This is a genomic window from Streptosporangium carneum, assembly GCF_027922005.1.
GTDB lineage: Bacteria > Actinomycetota > Actinomycetes > Streptosporangiales > Streptosporangiaceae > Streptosporangium > Streptosporangium carneum.
Window position 1 is genome coordinate 132,857 of sequence record NZ_BSEV01000003.1, and the last position, 17,621, is coordinate 150,477.

17 protein-coding genes are annotated in these 17,621 nt (G+C 71.7%); 10 read left to right on the forward strand and 7 right to left on the reverse strand.

All coding sequences use genetic code 11. The features are described 5' to 3' along the window. Positions 1 to 31: 31 nt before the first annotated feature. Complete coding sequence (locus PKF00_RS10035; RefSeq protein ID WP_271217143.1) at positions 32 to 232, reverse strand: hypothetical protein; 201 nt, start codon at positions 230 to 232, stop codon at positions 32 to 34. A gap of 98 nt (positions 233 to 330) precedes the next feature. Between PKF00_RS10035 and PKF00_RS10040 the strand changes: the two genes are divergently transcribed. The 3 genes from PKF00_RS10040 to PKF00_RS10050 are packed head-to-tail and all read left to right on the forward strand — an operon-like array spanning position 331 to position 3,132. After that, positions 331 to 1,014, forward strand: coding sequence for a PadR family transcriptional regulator (locus PKF00_RS10040; RefSeq protein ID WP_271217144.1), 684 nt, complete (start codon positions 331 to 333; stop codon positions 1,012 to 1,014). A 1-nt stretch (position 1,015) separates the two neighbouring features. Next, entirely contained in the window at positions 1,016 to 2,974 is a 1,959-nt protein-coding gene (locus PKF00_RS10045) for an ABC1 kinase family protein (protein ID WP_271217145.1), read from the forward strand. Continuing rightward, positions 2,971 to 3,132: a hypothetical protein gene (locus PKF00_RS10050; protein ID WP_271217146.1), complete on the forward strand. Its 162-nt coding sequence runs from the start codon at positions 2,971 to 2,973 to the stop codon at positions 3,130 to 3,132. Before PKF00_RS10045 ends, PKF00_RS10050 begins: the two co-directional genes overlap by 4 nt. Positions 3,133 to 3,317: 185 nt before the next feature. On the opposite strand, the gene PKF00_RS10055 is transcribed toward PKF00_RS10050, so the two are convergent. The 3 genes from PKF00_RS10055 to PKF00_RS10065 all read right to left on the reverse strand — a co-directional run bounded on the left by PKF00_RS10055 (position 3,318) and on the right by PKF00_RS10065 (position 5,942). Beyond that, entirely contained in the window at positions 3,318 to 3,728 is a 411-nt protein-coding gene (locus tag PKF00_RS10055) for a RidA family protein (RefSeq protein ID WP_271217147.1), read from the reverse strand. A 212-nt stretch (positions 3,729 to 3,940) separates the two neighbouring features. Next, positions 3,941 to 4,681 carry a hypothetical protein gene (locus PKF00_RS10060; RefSeq protein WP_271217148.1) on the reverse strand — a complete coding sequence of 247 codons (741 nt, stop codon included), beginning with the start codon at positions 4,679 to 4,681 and terminating at the stop codon, positions 3,941 to 3,943. A 94-nt stretch (positions 4,682 to 4,775) separates the two neighbouring features. Then, the gene (locus tag PKF00_RS10065; protein WP_271217149.1) at positions 4,776 to 5,942 is read right to left on the reverse strand and encodes a methyltransferase; all 1,167 of its coding nucleotides are present in this window, start codon (positions 5,940 to 5,942) and stop codon (positions 4,776 to 4,778) included. Positions 5,943 to 6,196: 254 nt separating this feature from the next. Between PKF00_RS10065 and PKF00_RS10070 the strand changes: the two genes are divergently transcribed. The 5 genes from PKF00_RS10070 to PKF00_RS10090 all read left to right on the forward strand — a co-directional run bounded on the left by PKF00_RS10070 (position 6,197) and on the right by PKF00_RS10090 (position 10,598). Further along, positions 6,197 to 6,754, forward strand: a complete 558-nt coding sequence (locus tag PKF00_RS10070; RefSeq protein ID WP_271217150.1) for an MFS transporter — start codon at positions 6,197 to 6,199, stop codon at positions 6,752 to 6,754. 518 nt (positions 6,755 to 7,272) lie between these two features. Continuing rightward, positions 7,273 to 7,875, forward strand: coding sequence for a sigma-70 family RNA polymerase sigma factor (locus PKF00_RS10075; protein ID WP_271217151.1), 603 nt, complete (start codon positions 7,273 to 7,275; stop codon positions 7,873 to 7,875). Between the two features lie 143 nt (positions 7,876 to 8,018). Continuing rightward, on the forward strand, positions 8,019 to 8,597 hold the full coding sequence (locus PKF00_RS10080; protein ID WP_271217152.1) for an MFS transporter: 579 nt from the start codon (positions 8,019 to 8,021) through the stop codon (positions 8,595 to 8,597). A gap of 226 nt (positions 8,598 to 8,823) precedes the next feature. Further along, positions 8,824 to 9,399 carry a copper chaperone PCu(A)C gene (locus tag PKF00_RS10085; RefSeq protein WP_271217153.1) on the forward strand — a complete coding sequence of 192 codons (576 nt, stop codon included), beginning with the start codon at positions 8,824 to 8,826 and terminating at the stop codon, positions 9,397 to 9,399. After that, positions 9,399 to 10,598 carry a Dyp-type peroxidase gene (locus PKF00_RS10090; RefSeq protein WP_271217154.1) on the forward strand — a complete coding sequence of 400 codons (1,200 nt, stop codon included), beginning with the start codon at positions 9,399 to 9,401 and terminating at the stop codon, positions 10,596 to 10,598. Before PKF00_RS10085 ends, PKF00_RS10090 begins: the two co-directional genes overlap by 1 nt. A 63-nt stretch (positions 10,599 to 10,661) precedes the next feature. Here the strand turns inward: PKF00_RS10090 and PKF00_RS10095 are convergent, their stop codons facing one another. Beyond that, complete coding sequence (locus PKF00_RS10095; RefSeq protein ID WP_271217155.1) at positions 10,662 to 11,408, reverse strand: (2Fe-2S)-binding protein; 747 nt, start codon at positions 11,406 to 11,408, stop codon at positions 10,662 to 10,664. 69 nt (positions 11,409 to 11,477) lie between these two features. Next, positions 11,478 to 13,433, reverse strand: a complete 1,956-nt coding sequence (gene metE / locus PKF00_RS10100) for a 5-methyltetrahydropteroyltriglutamate--homocysteine S-methyltransferase (protein WP_271217156.1) — start codon at positions 13,431 to 13,433, stop codon at positions 11,478 to 11,480. Between the two features lie 26 nt (positions 13,434 to 13,459). Here metE and PKF00_RS10105 point away from each other — a divergent pair, with 26 nt between their 5' ends. Together PKF00_RS10105 and PKF00_RS10110 are read left to right on the forward strand one after the other, a co-directional pair. Continuing rightward, the gene (locus tag PKF00_RS10105; protein ID WP_271217157.1) at positions 13,460 to 15,001 is read left to right on the forward strand and encodes a recombinase family protein; all 1,542 of its coding nucleotides are present in this window, start codon (positions 13,460 to 13,462) and stop codon (positions 14,999 to 15,001) included. 694 nt (positions 15,002 to 15,695) lie between these two features. Beyond that, complete coding sequence (locus tag PKF00_RS10110) at positions 15,696 to 17,129, forward strand: replication initiator (RefSeq protein WP_271217158.1); 1,434 nt, start codon at positions 15,696 to 15,698, stop codon at positions 17,127 to 17,129. A 23-nt stretch (positions 17,130 to 17,152) separates the two neighbouring features. Here the strand turns inward: PKF00_RS10110 and PKF00_RS10115 are convergent, their stop codons facing one another. Beyond that, positions 17,153 to 17,620, reverse strand: coding sequence for an NUDIX domain-containing protein (locus PKF00_RS10115; RefSeq protein WP_271217159.1), 468 nt, complete (start codon positions 17,618 to 17,620; stop codon positions 17,153 to 17,155). Position 17,621 lies beyond the last annotated feature (1 nt).

Genomic DNA, 17,621 nt, shown 5'->3' on the forward strand with positions numbered 1-17,621 from the left:
ACGTCCGCGCCGACACCGCCGGGCCGGAGGATCAGACGCGGCGTGACCGGGCTGGAGCCGACCAGCGGGAGCAGAGGGATCCGTCCGGCCAGAGAGACGAGCGCGGGGACGAGGCCGTCCAGCCCCGCTCCGACTCCTGCGCGGTGGGGGCGGAGGCCGTCTCCGCGAGGGCCTGGCGCCCGAAAGGTGTCGCGATCGCGGCGAACATCGCCACGACGGACATGCGAATCATCACCTGACTCCTTCGCCGATATGTCTGCCAGACATACTGATGCGTCTGCCAGACAGATAAGCACACATATGTCTGGCAGACGCATTAGGGTGGGCGCCGTGGAAAACGTCGAGCTCACCCCCACCGCATGGGCGATCCTCGGGTTCCTGTCGCTGAAGGCGCAGACCGGTTACGAGATCCTCAGAGCCGCCAAGCGTTCGATGGAGGCCTTCTGGGGCGTCAGCAACGGCCAGCTCTATCCGCAGCTGCGCTTCCTGTCCGAACTCGGCCTGATCAGGGCCGTAGGTGAGGCTGAGGGGCCCAGGTCACGGCAGCGATGGGAGATCACCGCCGAGGGCAGAGCCGCCCTGCGCTCATGGCTGGAGTCGATCTCCTCGCCCGTGCAGATCCGCGACGAGAACCTCGTCAAGCTCTTCTTCGCCGGGCAGAACGGGCCCGACCTGGTCAGCCGCCTCCTCGACGAGCGCAAGAGGCTCTTCGCCCAGTTCGAGAGTGTGATCGACGCCGTGCTCCCCGGCGACCGGTTGCCCGAGGCCGAGCAGGCCGCCGCGCTGGGCGCCCCCGAGCTGCTCTTCCGCTACGGCAAGCACTTCACCAAGTCCACGATGCGCTGGATCGACCAGGAGGAGGAGCGCATGCGCGAGGCCTTCAGGAGCGAGAACAGCGAGAACGACAAGGACAGCGAGGACGACAAGGACAGCGAGGACGACAAGGACAGCGAGGACGACAAGGACAGCGAGGACGACAAGGACGGCGAGAACGGCAAGGACGGCGAGAACTGACGTGCCCGACCTGCTCACCCTCATCGCCCCGATCCTCAACGCGCTGCTCGTCGCGCTCATCGCCAGGAAGGCGCTGGGCGTGCCCGTGGGCTGGCCGCGCTCCATCGCCATGGGCCTGTTCATGGGAGCGACCGTGGCGTGGGCGGCCGGCTACATCAGTGAGCTGACCGGCGTCTACGTCGACGGCCAGGCCAAGGCCCCGCTCGGCGTGCTCTTCGTCGTCGCCGCACTGGTCACGGCATGGGTCTTCGTGATCGGCCTGATCGTCCTCGTCCTGCTCGAACTCTTCGTCCCGACGGGCACGCTGCCCTCACCGCTGACGTTCCTGCGCGGCTGGAAGGCGCGCAGGAGCAGGGCGCGGCGCTACACCCAGGTCATGCGGATCGCGGCCAAGCACGGACTGAGCGGCTACCTCGGCGGGCGCCGCAGAGCCCACGAGGGGCAGGCAGCGATCGCCCGCTCGCTGCGCGACGCGCTCAACGAGGGCGGCGTCACCTTCGTCAAGCTCGGCCAGATGCTCTCCACCCGGCGCGACCTCATCCCCGAGGTCTTCGCCAACCAGCTCGCCACACTGCAGACCAGGGCCGAGCCCGAGCCGTGGCCGCAGATCGAGCGGGCCATCGAGGAGGAGCTCGGCGCGCCCCTCGGCCAGGTCTTCCTGACGGTCGACTCCAGTCCGCTCGCCTCCGCCTCGGTGGCGCAGGTCCACGCCGCCCGGTTGCTGGACGGCACGCCCGTCGTGCTCAAGGTGCAGCGCCCGGGGGCTCGCAAGCAGGTCACCTCCGACGTCGAGATCATCCTCAGGCTGGGCAGGTGGCTGGAGCGGGCCACCCCGTGGGGCGGGTCGCTGCGTGTGTCCAGGCTGGCCGAGGGCTTCGCCGCCTCCCTCGACGAGGAGCTCGACTACACCGTCGAGCTCGACAACCTGCGCGGCATCGCGGCCACCCTGGACGGTGGGGTCCGTGTGCCCACCGCCCACGGCGCTCACTCCACCGGCAGGCTCCTGGTCATGGACCGCCTGGAGGGCACGCCGATCGGCGACGCGGGCGCGCTGCTGGCGACGCTGCCCGCCGCCACCCGCAAGGAGATCGCCGAACGCCTGCTCAGCGAGATCCTCAGGCAGCTCGTCCGCACCGGCGTCTTCCACGCCGACCTGCATCCCGGCAACGTCCTGGTCACCGCGGACGGCAGTCTCGGCCTGCTCGACTTCGGCTCGGTCGGCCGCCTCGACCAGCCGACCCGCAACGCCCTCGGCATGCTGCTGCTGGCCATCGACAAGAACGACGCGATCGGCGCCACCGACTCCCTCATCGAGATGCTGGACAGGCCCGAGGGGCTGGCCGAACGGGAGCTCGAACGCGACATCGGCCAGCTCATGGTCCGCTACCGCACGGGGCTCGGCAGGGGCGGCAGCTCGGGGATGTTCGCCGCGCTGTTCAAGCTGATCCACGCGTACGGCTTCGCCGTACCGCCGCAGATCGCGGGCGCCTTCAGGGCACTGGCCGCGCTCGACGGCACCCTCACCCTGATCAGCCCCGACCTCGACGTGGTGGGCGCGGCCAGGCGGCAGGGCCGGGAGATGATGCGCGAGGTCACCGAACCCGAGGCGGTGCGCGCCGACCTGGAGAGCCGCCTGGCCGGTTACCTCCCGATCCTGCAACGGCTGCCCAGGCGGATCAACAAGCTGGCCGAGGACCTGGAGCACGGCAGGATCTCGATCAACATCAGGCCGCTGTCGGATGAGCGCGACAGGCGTTTCCTGACCGGCCTCGTGCACCAGGTGGTCGTCGCCATCCTGGCCGCCACCGCGACGCTGGGCGCGATCGTGCTCCTGGCGTCGGACATCGGACCGATGGTGACGCCCAGCCTACGGTTGTTCGCGCTCATCGGCTTCGCGTTGCTGCTGGTCGGCTTCGTGCTGGCGCTGCGCTCACTCGCGCTGGTCTTCCGCCGCCAATGACCCGTCCGCCCACGATCCGTCGTTCCGGGGTGCGCAGGGGGACGCAGCAGATCACGGTCGGCAGGACGACCGAGGTGCGCTGGTTCTCCGTCGACGTCGCGGGCAACGTGGAGAGGAGCTCCCGGAGGGAGCGGGTCGAGGTCCGCGGGGACCGCTGACCCCCGAGGGCGGCGGATGACGCGGAGGTTCACCGAGATTCGAGGAGGTTCGCCGAGGCCGCCGGTCCAGGCGGCGGAGGCGCGGGCGGCCGCCGGTTGCTTGACCGGCGGCCGGACCGCGTTCCCGCCGGTGACCGGCGACCGGTGCCACGGCCGCGTACCGGCACGGCGGGCGTCGCCCCCGGTCAGCCGTCCAGGGCGGCGGTGAGATCCACCTCCACGAGCTGACCGGTGAACCCGAGGCGGGTGACGCCGAGCAGCGTGCTGGCCGTGGTGAAGGCGGCGCCGAGGGCGGAACCGGTCAGCCGCCGCCACACGGCGCCGAGCGTCTCGGTCTCGTCGCCGACCACGTAGATCACCGACCGGACGACCCTCTCCGGCCGCGCGCCCACCGCGTCGAGCGCGGTCAGCGCGTTGGCCACGACCTGGTCGACCTGGGCGTCCAGGTCGTCCGCCCCGACGAGCGCGCCTGAGCGGTCCAGCGGGCACTGACCGGCGAGAAAGGCCAGACGCCCCGCCTCGACCACGGTGACATGACTGTATCCGGGGGTGGGGTGCAGCCCTTCGGGACTGAGCCGGGTGATCGTCTCACTCATGCGCCCAAGTGTTCTGGACCCCCGCCTCGGCCCGCGACCCCTTTTTCCCGCTCTCCCCGGTTTCCCCGCCCGTTCCCCGCGACCGTTCTCCCCTGCCGCCGGATCCCTCGGCGGCCCCTTCCCGTTCTCCGCCCCCTGCCTGCCGTGCCCCGGGCCCTCACCGCCCTCCTCCGAGACGGGACACGTGACGGTCTCGCCGGGACCTCGGGGGCTCAGCGCTGGGAGGGGTCACGGGCTTCGACGGCGCGCAGCTGCGCCGCGATCACGCGGGTGGCCTCCGACGCTCGGACGCCGGGTCGCCGCACCCACCAGCCCGGCCCCCAGCGCAGCACCTTGCCGTACAGCGTCAGGATGAGCCCGCCGTCGAAATCGGCGGACGGGACGCGGACGGATCGGATCAGCGGGTCGGGATCGGAGACCCTTTCGTAGCGCCCCTCGCCGGGGACGTACTCCTGCCGGGACTCGGTCCAGCTGTCGAAGAACACCCAGTCATCCGAGGCGTAGCAGAGAACACGGCCGTCGACGACCAGGCTCGGCGGGCCGTAGGCGGCCACGACCTCGCTGCGGCGCACGTCGCGCTCCTCGAACCGGTCGCGGACGCCGGTCAGGAGGGTCTCCCACTCGGCCTGTTCGAGCCGCCGGTCGATGTCGAGGTAGCCGAGCCGGTGGAAGTGCTCGGCGTAGACCGACACCACCTCCGCCGCGTAGTCGCGCTCGCTTCCGAACATCTTCGCGAACGGGCCGTACACGCCGAGCTTGCCGAACCTGTCCCCGAGCCCCTGGATGATCTCCTCGTGGTCGCGATCCCGTTCGTCGACGAAGCACAGGTCGCCCATGAGCGTCCGGGCGAGCGTCTCCATCTCCTTGCCGCCCCGGGCGAACATGCCGGTGCGACTTGTCAGCAGGGGCACGGTTTCCAACCACCGCCGCCGCAGGTCGGCCGCAGAACGCATGAGAGCCAGCCTAACCGGAGAGGCACCCGGCAAGATCCGCGCCAAGGGACCGACCGCGCCGCGCCGCGCGCCCGTTGTTCCGGGGAGGGACCGCTCAGCGCTTCGAGGCCCGCAGGACGACGAACCTGGGGTCGCTCGCGACGACCTCGCAGTTGCCGAAGATCCTGCGCAGCTTCACGTGGTAGCCGAGGTGCCGGTTGCCGATCACCCACAGCTCGCCGCCGCGGCGCAGCGCGGCTCGCGCCCCGGTGAACATGCGCCAGGCCGTGGCGTCGGTCGTCGACCGCTGGGAGTGGAAGGGCGGATTGTTCAGCACCAGGTCGACCGTGCCCGCACGCACGCCCGACATCCCGTCGCCGACCAGGAACTCCGCGCCCTTCCCCGTCACGACCCCCGCCTCGACGTTCGCCAGGAACGTGGCCTCCGCCGAGGCCACCGCCTGGTAGGACTCGTCGACGAACGTCACCTCGGCCTCCTGGTTGGCCAGCGCCGCGGCCAGCCCGACCACGCCGTTGCCGCAGCCCAGGTCCACGACGCGCTCGGGGTCCCGGCGGCGCGGCAGGTTCCCCAGGAAGAACCTGGTGCCGACGTCGAGACGGTCGGCGCAGAAGATCCCCGCGTGGTTGACGACGGTCAGGCCGGAGACCGCTCCCGCGTCGGCGGGCAGCGCGTAGCTCAGCGGCCACGGGCTGGCCCCCACGGCGCGCCCCGGCTCCGGCGAGCAGAAGATGAGCCGCGCCTTCTTCGCCGCCAGCGAGGTCCTGGTCGGTCCGAGGATCCGTTCGAACAGCCTCAGCGTCGAGGTGTGGATCTCGGTGACCATCCCGGCGCCGACGACGACGGTGCCCGCGTGCACGTGGGGCGCGAGGCGGTGCAGCTGGTCCTCCAGGAGGGCGAGACTCCTGGGCACCCGGATCAGCAGCACGTCGATCCGGTCCGGCGGCGTGTCCCTGGTCGACAGCAGGCGCACCGCGTCCGCGTCGGCCCCGTTGCGCCCGAGGTTCGCCCTGGTCGCCTCCTGGGTGAGGAAGGAGTCGGTGATCTGCACGGGGCGGTGGCCGGCGAGCGCGGTGACCAGAGCGCCCCACCGGTCGCCCAGCACGACCACGGCGCCCGACAGGTCCGTCGGCGCGCCGTCGATCCCGTCGAGGTGCCGCAGGAGGTACTCGTCGGCGGCGTCCCAGGCGCGGAGCCGCTCGCGGGGATCATCGGGAAAGCGGGTGAGCTCGAACTCGCCCCTTGACGTCGTCAAACGGTTCATCGTGCCTCAGGCTAGCCCAGTCCGGCGCCGCGCCGGGCGCCTCAGCACGGCCGAACCCCCGTGACCAGGGGCGTCTCCCGGTGCGCGCCCGCGAGAACCCGAAAGAAGCGGCGCGGCCGCGACCCGGTGCGCGCCCTCGGAGGAGCCACGCGGCCGCCGCCCGGCGCGTGTTCCCCTGCCGCCCCGGGAGATCCGGGAACGAGATCCACGGTTCCGTCTTCTCGGCGGGCTGTCTGACTGACAGGATGGCGGTTGTGAGCCCAGTGGCGTCAACGCTCCGCCTGCCGCGGGCACTCGTCTTCGCGACGCTGTGCCTCGTGGTCTCCGGCGGTGGCCACGCCCTGGCCGGTGGCGGGCTGGTGCCCGCGCATCTGGGCGTTCTCGGCGGGCTGTTCGCCTTCTGCCTCGCCTACGCGCTCAACGGGCGTGAACGCGGCCTGGAGGTCGTGCTCGCCGCGACCGTCGGCGCGCAGGCCCTGCTGCACGAGCTGTTCACCCGCGCCGCCCCGCCCCCGCACCTGGCGTCCTCCCCCGACCACGGTCATCCGGGGCCGGGCATGACGGTGGCCCATCTCGCGGTGGCGGCCCTGACGGGCTGGTGGCTGCACCGGGGCGAGAGCGCGCTCTGGCTCATGATCCGCCTGTACGGCATGAGGATGCCGGTGGTCCGGCTGCTCGTCGTCGTCCTGGCGGAGACGCCCCGCCCCGTCTGGCAGGGCGCGCAGGCCGCGGATGTCCGGCCGTACGGCGGCTGGGAGATCTCCCCGGTGCTCCGCAGGCGCGGCCCGCCCGCGCCGGAGCCCGCCCGCTGAGCCCCTGAGGGTCCTGCGGCCTCCTGCCCCGCGACCGGGTGTCTCGCGTCCGCCCCCTCCACTGTGTTCGTGACGTCCGTGACGTCCGTGACGCTCACGGCCCTGTGGCGGCGTGCGCGACCATGACTCCGCGGCGGCCCGCGCCGCCGGGAGCGGGACGCGCGGGCTTCGCCTCCTGTGGCTGCCGGAGCGGGGCCGTCCCCGCACGTGGTGAGCCCGTACGGGTCGTCGGCCCTGTCCCCGTCTCCGGCCGGTCCTCACCTCACGCCACCCCACACCGCCCTCCCGGACGAACCCACCCCTGCGGGACGGCCCTGTTCCGTCCTGGAAGCGCCTGTTCCTCCCCGGCGGTTCCGTCCTCCCGGCGGAACCGGTCGCCGGGGCGCCGCCGTGCCCCTGTCCCCCGCCGGAGTACGCCCATGCCCCGTCACGTGTCTTCACCTCTTCGCGGGCCCGTCAGGGCACGCACCGCCTGAACCGTGCATCCGTTCTGCTCCGCGACACAAGGAACGATCATCATGAGTTCTGTCACGCGCGACCAGCGCGCCCCCCACCGCGACGCCGCCTCCGTGCCCTCCGACGATCATCTGACGGCGCTCGCCCTGGCCGCGCGCGGAGGGGCGCCCTCGGACGTCGAGGCCTTCACCTGCGCGGTTTACCCAGACGTGCGTAGGTTCGTCGCGCACCTGGCCGGAACCCACGCCGCGGAGGACCTCACCCAGGAGACGTTCGTGCGCGTGCTGGGCAGCCTGCCCCGGTTCGCGGGACGGTCCTCCGCCCGCACCTGGCTGCTGTCCATCGCCCGCAGGGTCGTCGTCGACCGGTTCCGCTCGGCGGCCTCCCGTCCCGTCGTCGCCGACCTCGCCGACTGGCAGGGGGCCGCCGAGCGATGCCAGCCCCGGGGGCTGCCGGGACGCGAGGACGGCGTGGCCCTGGCCGACCTGCTGGCCAAGGTGCCCCGCGAACGGCGGGAGGCCTTCGTGCTCACCCAACTCGCCGGCATCCCGTACGCCGAGGCCGCCGCGATGATCGGCTGCCCGATCGGCACGGTGCGTTCCCGCGTGGCGCGGGCGCGCAGCCAGTTGGTCGCCTCACTCGAGGCCGCCGACCGGGCCGCATGAGGGGGGCCGTCCAGGGGCCGTGGGACCGTCGCCACACGGCCCTGTCACGCCCCCGGTCTGATCCGCCCGGGGAGAAGTTCCCGCGGGTCGTCCGTCCCGCCGGTGGAGGGGGCGCGACCCCGGCGTGCGATGATTGCCGCACCATGCCCGCCCCGCCCGCCGCCTCACCCGCGACGCTGCCCTTCCGTCTCGCCCGTGCCACCGCCTTCGCCGCGGTCTGCCTGGGGCTGAGCGTGACGGCGCACGTCCTCGCGGGAGGAACGGTCTCCGCGCGGAACGCGGCCTGCGCTCTGGCGCTCGCGTTCGTCGCGGCCCTCGCCGTCTCCGGGCGCGAGCGCACGCTGGCGGTGATCCTGCCGCTCCTCGCCTGCCTGCAGGCCGGGCTGCACGTGATGTTCTCCATGGCGCACGTCGCGTCGCCCGCGGAGGCCGCCGGGCACGTCCACTCCGGGCTGGTGCCGGGCCTGGGCATGCTGGTCATGCACGGCTGGGCGGTGGGGCTGACCTCGGTGTGGCTGGCACGCGGCGAGGCGGCCCTGTGGGCGCTGCTGCGCCGGCTGTGCGTACGGCTGCGCCGCGTGCTCGTGCTGTACGTGGCTCCGGCTCACATCTCCTTCCTCACCCCTGACGCGCTCGAGCCGAGGACCCTGCGCTCGGCCGTGCTGCGCCACGCGGTGAGCAGGCGCGGCCCTCCCCTGGCTGCCTGCGTCACCTCCGGCTGACCGTCCCGGTCCTCCGGAGGCGTCGCCTCGCGCCCGAGCCCGTACCGATTCCCGGACCTCCGGATCCGTACGGCTCCCGAACCCTCACCGGTCCGTGCCGACGCCGCGATCCCGCCGCCCGGCTGACCGGATCACCGTGACAACCCCGGCTGCCCCGTTCGGCATGGCCAGATCAAGGCGGCACTCGGCCGCGGCCTGCCGGCTCCGCCGGAAGAAAGGCTTCAGCGTGTCCTCTTTCCGTACCGTCCCCGTCGCGATCCTGAGCGCGGCCGTCGTCGTGCTCAGCGGATGCGGTTCCCAGAACGGCGCCGCACCGGCGACCGTCACGGGCACCGCGCCCGCCGCCCCCTCCTCTTCCGCCTCCTCCGCTCCCTCCGCCGCCGGCCCCGCGCTGACGATCACCGATCCGTGGGTGAAGACCACCGACAAGGGGATGAGCGCCGCCTTCGGCACCCTGGTCAACGACACCGACGCCGAGGTGACCGTCGTCTCGGGATCCTCGCCGCTGTCGCCGAGGATCGAGCTGCACGAGGTGGTCGACTCGAAGGGCAAAATGATCATGCGGCCGAAGGAGGGCGGGTTCGTCATCCCCGCTCACAGCTCTCACACGCTCCAGCCCGGCGGTGACCACATCATGCTCATGGACGTCACGCAGAAGGTGAGACCCGGCGCGCAGATCCCCTTCACCCTCGCCCTCAAGGGCGGCGGGACCCTGGAGTTCACCGCGGTCGGCAAGGATTTCGCCGGCGGCAGGGAGGACTACCAGCCGGGCGCCGACGACATGGGCAAGGACCACGGCTGATGCGCCCGCCCCGGCTGACCCGCAGGGGACTGCTCGCGGGGAGCGCCGCCACGGCGGCCGGCGCCCTGGCCGCGTACGCCTCCCCTCGGCCCTCCTACGCCTCCGTCCCGGCCCGCGCTCCCGGCGGCTCGGCCGTCGAGCCCTTCCACGGCGTCCACCAGGCCGGGATCGCCACACCGCCGCAGGCCCACGCCGTGTTCGTCGGGCTGGACCTGCGGCCCGGCACGCGGCGCGAGGCGATCGTCCGGATGATGCGCCTGCTCACCGACGACGTCCGCCGCCTCACCGAGGGCAGGCCCGCCCTGGCCGACACCGAGCCCGAACTGGCCGTCCTCGCCGCCCGGCTGACCGTGACGTTCGGTTTCGGCCCCGGCCTGTTCACCGCCGCCGGGGTGGAGGACCTGCGCCCCGAGTCGATCGCGCCCCTGCCCGGGTTCGTGGTCGACAAGCTGGAGAAACGGTGGACCGGCGCGGACCTGCTGCTGCAGATCTGCGCCGACGACCCCGTCACCCTCGCCCACGCCCTGCGCATGACGGTCAAGGACGCCCGCTCCTTCGCCCGCGTGCGCTGGACCCAGCGGGGGTTCCGCAGGAGCCCGCAGACACAGGCCCCCGGCACGACCCAGCGCAACCTCATGGGCCAGTTGGACGGCACCGTCAACCCGGTGCCGGGCACCCCCGACTTCGACCGGGCCGTGTGGGTCGGCGACGGCCCGCAGTGGCTGCGCGGCGGCAGCACGCTGGTGCTGCGGCGCATCCGCCTCCAGTTGGAGACGTGGGACGCCGCCGACCGGGTGGCCAAGGAGTTCACCGTCGGCCGCCGTCTGGACACCGGCGCCCCGCTGACCGGGCAGAAGGAGCACGACGAACCGGACTTCGACCGGCTCAACGCGAACGGGTTCCCGGTCATCTCCGAATACGCCCACATTCGCCGGGCCCACGTCGCCGACCCCGGCATGCGGATCCTGCGCCGGGTCTACAACTACGACGAGGGGCTCACCCCGGAGGGACACGCCGACTCCGGGCTGCTGTTCGCCTCCTACCAGGCCGACATCGACCGGCAGTTCGTCCCCGTCCAGAAACGGCTGGCCGAGGCCGACCTGCTGAACGAGTGGACGACCCCCGTCGGCTCCGCGGTGTTCGCCGTTCCGCCCGGCTGCTCGCCCGAAGGCTGGATCGGGGAGACCCTTCTCGGCTGAGAAGGGTCTCCCCGGCGTCCTCGGGGCTCATGACGTCCCCCGGATCCGCCGTCCGGCGCGCGCTCAGCGCTCGCGGCGGGTCCGGGGGGCCAGCAGGACGCAGTCGCCGCACTTGCCGCCGCCGGGCAGGCGGTAGTAGAGGCAGCAACTGCGCCGGACGAAGGAGAGCCGTCCCCCGGCGGACCCGGTCAGCTCGCCGCCGCCCGCGAGCACTCCGTGGGAGAGCAGCTCGCGGCCCAGACAGAGCGCGCGGGCCGCGAGCTCGGGGCGTTCCCGCGCGACCGCTCCCAGCGTCCCGGCCAGAGCGGAGGCGGCGTTCCCCCAGAGCAGGGCGGGAGCGATCCGCGTGGTCTCCCGAACGGCCAGCGCCAGCGGCTCCAGCAGCCCGCCGACCACGATTCGGTACAGCGGCTCCGCGACCCGGTCCCGGTCCGTGATCTCCCATCCTTCCAGGCGGGGCGCCCACAGCGGGAGCGGTCCGGTCGGCTCCGGACGCCAGCGGACCCCGGCCGGGTCCAGGTCGGCGAGCAGGTCGTGGGCGACGGCCGCGCCGACGACCGGTGACCACAGCCGCGCCGCCAGTCCCTGATACAGGATCGAGGCGGCGATCCTGGTCTCGGTCGTGTCCAGACGTCGCCGGACGTCGGCGACCCTGGCCGACAGTGCTTCGACGTCGGTGAACAGCTCGCCGAGCGGCCGCCAGCCCTGACCGGCCGGCTCCACCGGGTCCGTCGAGACCTCGAAGTAGGCGCTGATCGTGGAGACCTGGGCCATGACGTCGGCGACCAGCCGAGGGGGCGCGGGCCGCATGGGAGACCACCGTCCTTTCCGTGAGGATCCCGGCCCGGCGCGCCGGAGGACGCACCGGGCCGGGACGGGTCAGCCGTTCGCGCCGGTCGCCTCCGCCCGCACCTCACGGGCCGCGGCGACCAGGTTGTCCAGGGAGACGCGCGTCTCGAGCCAGCCGCGGGTCTTCAGGCCGCAGTCGGGGTTGACCCACAGCCGCCCGGCCGGGATGCCGTCCAGCGCCTTGCGCAGCAGGGAGGCCATCTCCGCGACGCCGGGCACGCGCGGGGAGTGGATGTCGTAGACGCCCGGGCCGACCTCCCTGGGGTATCCGGCCTCGGCCAGCTCCCGGGCCGCCTGCATGTGGGACCGGGCGGCCTCCAGGCTGATCACGTCGGCGTCCAGGTCGTCGATGGCGGCCAGGATCTCACCGAACTCGGCGTAACACATGTGGGTGTGGATCTGGGTGTCGGCCCGCACTCCGCTCGTGGCCAGCCGGAAGGCCTCACCCGCCCAGGCCAGGTAGGCGGCCCGATCGGCGGCGCGCAGCGGCAGGGTCTCCCGCAGGGCGGGCTCGTCGACCTGGATGACGGCGGCGCCGGCGGCCTCCAGGTCGGCGACCTCGTCGCGCAGGGCGAGGGCGACCTGGCGGGCGGTCTCGGCCTGCGGCTGGTCGTCGCGGACGAAGGACCAGGCCAGCATGGTGACGGGGCCGGTGAGCATGCCCTTGACGGGACGCTCCGTCTGGGACTGGGCGTAGGTCGTCCAGCGCAGCGTCATCGGCTCGGGCCTGGAGACGTCCCCGGCCAGGATCGGCGGCCGCACGTAGCGGGTGCCGTAGGACTGCACCCAGCCGTGCTGGGTGGCGAGGTAGCCGTTGAGCCGTTCGGCGAAGTACTGGACCATGTCGTTGCGCTCAGGCTCGCCGTGCACCAGGACGTCGATTCCCGCCCGCTCCTGGAAGACCAGGATCGAGCGGATCTCGGCGGCGATCCGCTCGTCGTAGGTCACCCGGTCGATCCGTCCCGCGCGCAGGTCGGCCCTGGCCGCCCGCAGCTCGGCCGTCTGCGGGAAGGACCCGATGGTGGTCGTGGGCAGCGGCGGCAGGTCCAGGCGGGCGCGCTGCGCCGCGGCCCGCTCGCCGTACGGCTGGGGCCTTCGGGTGTCCCGCGTGGTGACCGCGGCGGCGCGGGCCCGCACCGCGGGGTCGTGGGTGAGCGCCGAGGCCGCGCGCGAGGCCAGGTCCGCCCGGTTGGCGGCCAGCTGCCCGGCGATGGCGCCGGTGCCCTCCGCCAGCCCCCTGGCGAGGGTGACGATCTCGGCGACCTTCTGCCTGGCGAAGGCCAGCCAGCGGCCGACCTGCGGATCGACCCCGTGCTCGAGGGCGGTGTCCAGGGGGACGTGCAGCAGCGAGCAGGAGGCCGCCACGTCCACCCGCCCCGCGAGGCCGAGAAGGGTGGCCAGGGTGGACAGCGACCTCTCCAGGTCGGCGATCCACACGTTGCGGCCGTCCACGACGCCCGCGACCAGGCGCTTTCCCGGGAGCCCGCCCACCCGGGCCAGGTCGTCCAGGTTCGCCGCGGCCGAACCGGTGAAGTCCAGGCCCAGCCCCTCGATCGGCGCCTCGGCCAGGACCGGGAGCGCCTCGCCGAGCCGGTCGAAGTAGGCGGCGACGAGGATCTTCGGCCGGGCGGCGAGGGAGCCGAGCTCGCGGTAGGCGTGGGCGGCGGCCTCCAGTACGGCTCCGCCGTGGTCCTGGACCAGGGCGGGCTCGTCCAGCTGCGCCCACTCGGCTCCGGCGGCGCGCAGAGCGGCGAGCACCTCGGCGTAGACGGGAAGCAGCCGCTCCAGCAGGGTGAGCGGCTCGAAACCGGGGTCGACGCCGGGCGCGGGCTTGGCCAGCAGCAGGTAGGTGACGGGGCCGACGAGGACGGGGCGCGCGGTGTGACCGAGCGCGAGGGCCTCGCGCAGCTCGGCGACGGGCTTGGCGGCGTCGGCGGTGAAGACGGTGTCCGGCCCCAGTTCCGGCACCAGGTAGTGGTAGAACATGATCAAGGGGCATATTAACTCGGGAGGTGCCCGTGCTCAAGCTGGCCACGCTGACGGAGAGAACAGACCTGGTCCCCGTCGTGTCCTACGCTCGCATCTCGGCCGACCTGAGGGGCGACGAACACGGTGTGCAGGATCAGCACCGGGTCAACCGGGAGACGGCCGCGCGTCATGGCTGGACCGTGGTGCACGAGTTCACCGACAACGACAAGTCGGCGGCCAAGGCCGACGTCTACCGTGACGACTTCGAGGCGATGCTCAAGGTTCTGAAGGCCGGAAAGCTGCCGGACGGCACGGAGGTCCGGGGCGTCGTGATCATCGCGGAGGACCGGCTCGCCCGGCGTCCCGGGGACTACGAACGGTTCGTGGAGGCGACCACCTACCGGGACGGGCGGGTCTTCGCGGACGCGAAACAGGCCAAGGATCTCTACAGCGAGGACGTGGAGAGCATGGGCCTGTTCGGCGCGGTCATCTCCAAGATGGAGGTCCGCAAGATGCAGCGTCGCATGCGCAGATCCCATGAGGCGCGGGCACTGGACGGCAGGGCTGTGGGCGGTCCCCGGCCGTTCGGCTGGAAAGAGGACCGGATCACCCTGGAGGAGACGGAAGCGGCGCTGCTGCGGCAGGCCGCCCGTGACTTCGCCGCTGGCACGTCTCTGTACGCCATCGTCATGGACTGGCAGCGACGAGGGGTCAAGACCCCTCGGGGTAACTACTGGCAGACACGCACGCTCAGCAGCGCCCTGGCCAAGCCGCGCATGTGCGGGTACCGGGAACTGCGCGGCGAACTGGTCCGTGACACGAGCGGTGCCCCGGTCGTCGGCGAGTGGCGACCGATCCTGACCCCGGCGGAGTGGCTGGCCGTACGGAACGTTCTCGACAGTCGCAAAGGGCACAGCGTCAGGCGGGGCGGGGTCGTGGGCGATCCCCTCCCCCACGACTACCGGGAGCACCGCTATCTCCTCACGGGCGTACTGCGCTGCGGCCGTCCTGTCGACGGTGGGGGCGTGTGCAACGTGCCCCTGAGGACGAAGAGGACCAAGGACGGCAAGCGACACATCTACTTCTGTCCCGGCCAGGACGTGGGCGGCTGCGGCGGGGTCGCCCGGCGTGGGGACCTGGTCGACTTCGCGATCTCCGAACTCGTGCTCGACCAGATGGAACTCGCCCAGTACGCCGACGCGGACGACTCTCCCCAGTGGACCGGGGAGCAGGAACTCGCCGACAAGGAGGAGCAGTTGGAGGAACTGACCCGGCGGTGGCGGGCACGGAAGATCTCCAACAACCTCTACTTCGGCAACGTCGGTGTCCTGGAGAGCGACATCGCCCGGCTGCGATCGGAGAAGAACAGGATCACGGGAAGAGCTGAACGTCAGCGGGCGAGCATGGCCACCGACGTCAAGGAGATCCGGCGACGCTGGTACCTCTCCGAGGAGGAGGGCGGGCTGCCGCTGTCCAGGAAGCGGGCGCACGTCCGCGAGATGCTGCACGCGGTGATCGTGCATCCGGCAGGCAAGGGACGGGCCACCTTCAACCCCGATCTGCTCGAACCGGTGTGGGTGGAATAGGACGTCTCCGGACGTCCTTGATCGTCAAGGGAGCTGAGTGCCTGACCATCAGGCGACAGCTCCCTTACTTGTTGCGCGCGTTTGTCGCGACCGACGGGACGGCATGGGACTTCCCCGGACGCCTACGGACGCTCACGGACATTCACGGGGACTTACAGGGAATGACTCGCCGGGAACTTCTACCTGCGTTAATTCGTTTATCAGTGGTACAAACGTAGGACAGAAAAGCCTCCGCCAAGCGGGAAGAGTGAGGGAAACCAGAAGCGACAGATTCGAGCGCACAAAGCCACCGGGCACAGAAGAGAAGAAGCCGTTCCCCTGGGGGGACCCGGCCAGCGGTAGGCCGCACCACAGGCAGCGCTCACTGGTCAATCGTCGCATGAAAACACTCCGCATCTCCCTCTGACCAGCACCAACGCACCAACAGGCATGCGATGTCGGCATGTCTGGCGATGGCGCTCGTCCTTTTTCCGGTTCAGGTGGCGGTTCCCTGCGAGGAAAGGAGTCTTTTGGTACCTCCGGACCTGGTACCCCATGCCGCGCTTGTAAAGGAGTGGTGCAAGCGCAAGATCGCCGAGTCGCCTCGGTGGTCGCCCGAGAAATGGCGGCGTATCGCTGCCATTCACGGCGTGGAGCTGGCCGACGGGCCGACTTGCGCCGAAGCCCCGGCCCACAAGGACGGGAGGGATGCCGCGTGAGCGGTGACGCCTTCCCCTCCCCCGACCTGATGGCCGCCATCCAACGGGCGGCCATGCCCGACTTCGCCCGGTGGCAACAGATGGTGCGGGCAACGGGCGGCTGCGCCCATCCGATCCGGCTCCACGGCGAACGCCTGACCGTGGACGCCGGAACGGGTGAGGTCCTGGACGTCTACCGGACGGCCGACGAACCGACCGGGTTCCTGCTCACCGCGTGCGGCAACCGGCGAGCCTCGGTCTGCCCAGCCTGTTCGGAGACCTACCGGGATGACACGTTCCACCTGATCCTGTCCGGCCTGCGGGGCGGCAAGGGCGTCCCGGAGGAGGTGAGCGCGCATCCTCGCGTGTTCGCCACCTTCACCGCTCCGTCCTTCGGGGCGGTCCACGCGCACCGGAAGAAGGGCGGCAAGACCCTGCCGTGCCGCCCCCGGCGCGACAACCCCGTCTGCCCGCATGGCCTCCGCGAGGGCTGTGGGGCACGTCATGACCGCGATGATCCTCAACTCGGGCAACCGCTCTGCGCGGACTGCTACGACTACGCGGGCGCGGTGCTGTGGAACGCCCACGCGGGCGAACTCTGGCGGCGCTTCACCCTCGAACTCCCGGCGGTCTTCGCCCGGCTGCTCGGCGTCAGCCGTACCGAACTGCGCCGACGCCTACGGTTGTCGTACGCGAAGGTCGCCGAGTATCAGGCGCGGGGCCTGGTCCACTTCCACGCGGTGATCCGTCTCGACGGTCCGGACGGTCCGGACTCGCCTCCTCCGGACTGGGCCACCGTGCCGACACTCGACCAGGCGATCAGACAGGCGGCCGGACAGGTGGCGGTCCCCGTCTCCTCCCCCGTCCTCGTCGTCGACGACACCGGCGAACAGGGGCCGCTCGTCCTGCGCTGGGGGACACAGCTCGACGTGGAACCGGTCTATGTCTCCTCCGCACTCGACGGCATCACTGACAAGCGGGTGGCGGCCTACATTGCCAAATACGCGACCAAGGGGGCGGAGTCGGCCGGAACCGTGGACCGTCCGATCCGGCAGGCATGGGAGATCGCCCGGCTGGACGTGACCGAGCACGTCCGGCGCATGATCTACACCTGTTTCAGCCTCGGTGACCTTCCCGAGTTTCGAGACGTCCCGCTTCGGAAGTGGGCGCACATGCTCGGCTATCGCGGGCACTTCTCGACCAAGTCACGCCGCTACTCCGTCACCATGGGCGAACTGCGGCAGACCAGGGCGGACTACCGGGCCGAACAGGCTCGGCTGATCCTCGGCCTTCCCGACCCCGCCGAGGGCAGGACCGTCACGCTGTCCGAGTGGCGCTACGCCGGAAGCGGTCACCGGCACGGAGAAGCGTTCTGGGCTGAGGTGACCCGGCAGCGCATCGAGACGGCGCGCCGGTTCGCCAGACAGAGCACGGCGGACACGGAGGAGTGACAGGTGGTCCCGGGGCGGGCGGTTCAGTCGATGTGCGGGTATGCGCCGTTCAAGTAGTCGTTGAGCTGCCGCCACTGGGTCGGGTGGATGTCGAGCGCCTGAAGATCCCCGGGCGCTACCCACCGAACGTCGCTAGCCTCGTCGTTGGCTTCCGGCTGGCCGCCGATCGGGCGGGCGATCAACATCACTTCGTACTCCTGGCGGACCTCCCCGTCTGTGTAGGCCACGATGTGACCGGGGTCGGAGTAGATCCCGAGCATGCCGACCGGCTCGACGACGACCCCGGTCTCCTCCTCGGTCTCCCGTACGGCGCACTGCGAGGGTGTCTCGCCGATCTCCATCTTCCCCATCGGCAGTGCCCATTGCCCGGTGTCACGCCTGCGCTGGAGGAGGATGCGGCCTGTCTCGTCGACGGTGATCGTGCCGCACGCGGGAACCAGGGTGTTGGCCTTCGGCGCGTTCGGGTCGTTCCAGTACTCGACTCGCCCCATG